Here is a 1428-nt window from a genome sequence, read left to right as displayed (position 1 = left end):
TGCTGCGAGTTGGCAAACATCGCCCAGCCGGCATAGCCCAGCGTCGGATAGGATTTGCCGCTCGGCCCGACCGGCAAAGGCGCCACGGCGAAATCGTCGGCGCTCATCTTGTCGGCGATGCCGAGCAGCGCGTCCGGATCCTGGTTGAGCATGGCACAGGTGCCGGAATAGAAGCCGGTGACCGTTTCATTGAAACCCCAACTCACGGCATCCTTCGGCGCCAGTCCGTCCTTGTACATGTCGGCCAGCATCTGCAGGCCCTTGACCGAGCCTTCTTCGTTGATCGTCGAAGTGCCGTCCTCGTTGAAGTAGCCGCCCTTGCCGGCAGCAATGTTCATGAACATGTGCATGCCGTTGAAGGCGCCCGGCCCGCCGCGCAGGCAGTAGCCGTACTTCCCCGGGAGCGCGGAAATCTTCTTGGAATCGGCGATGAAATCGTCGAGCGTCGCCGGCGGTCCGTCGAGGCCGGCCTCCTTGAACAGCTTCTTGTTCCAGAACAGCGCGTTCACATAGTAGCCGTAGGGGATCATGAACTGGGTGTTGTTGACGGTCGAGCCGAACTGCTTGGCGCGGTCGCCCAGCGTCTTGGCATCATCCCATTTGGCCATATACGGTCCGAGATCCTCGAGCTGGGCATTGTTGGCATAGAGGCCCATCCAGCGTTCCGGCATTTCGACGATGTCAGGCGTATCGCCGGCCTGCACCATGGTCAGGAATTTCTCGAACGCCTGGCCCCAGGGCAGCGAGATAAGCTCGACCTTGATGCCCGGATTGGCGGTTTCGAACTCGGCGATCTGCTTCTTCAGGAATTCGGTGCGCGGCGGGCTGGTGATGACTTCGACCATTTTCAGTGTCGAGTCGGCCACGGCATTTCCGGCGGAAATCGCCAGCCCCGCAACGGTGGCCAGCATGACGGTCAGTTTTTTCATGTTCAAGACTCCCATTTTGAACCCGCTTGTTATTTTCTGGCTTTTTCGAAGGCCTGGGCGACGTCAGCCCACAGGTCTTCGACACTCTCCAATCCGACATTGAAGCGGATGGTTCGGGGGCTGACGCCGAAGCGCGCCATCGAATTCAGGCCCGGCGTCTGCTCCAGCGACGCCTTGGCCGGTACGACCAGGCTTTCATGCCCGCCCCAGCTGACGCCGATGCGGAAATATTTCAGCGCGTCGACGAAGACGGGGATGTCGATATCGTCCGTCACCTCGAAGGAGAACAGACCGGCATAGCCGGCCAGCGTCGCCTTGCCCGGGTGGTTCGAATAGATGGGGTGGTTGACCCGCTCGACACTGGCATGCGCCTTCAGCCGTTCGGCGATGGTCAGGCCGCTCTTCATGTGGTGCGGCAGGCGCAGCGGCAGCGTGCGCAGGCCGCGCAGCAACAGCCACGCCTCGAACGGTGACAGCTTGCCGCCGAGATAGGAATAGG

2 protein-coding genes are annotated in these 1428 nt (G+C 61.3%); both read right to left on the bottom strand.

Translation table 11 applies throughout. The features are described 5' to 3' along the window. On the bottom strand, window positions 1-929 hold a 929-nt coding region (locus EN964_RS34500; RefSeq protein ID WP_164776383.1), incomplete at its 3' end, for a sugar ABC transporter substrate-binding protein. A gap of 29 nt (window positions 930-958) precedes the next feature. Then, the coding region (locus EN964_RS34495) for a PLP-dependent transferase (protein WP_206528813.1) at window positions 959-1428 on the bottom strand (470 nt) is incomplete at its 5' end.

Origin of the sequence: Mesorhizobium sp. M7A.F.Ca.CA.001.10.2.1 (assembly GCF_003998575.1) — a bacterium.
In the GTDB taxonomy this organism is placed as follows: domain Bacteria; phylum Pseudomonadota; class Alphaproteobacteria; order Rhizobiales; family Rhizobiaceae; genus Mesorhizobium.
This window is presented reverse-complemented; position numbering and strand designations above follow the sequence as displayed.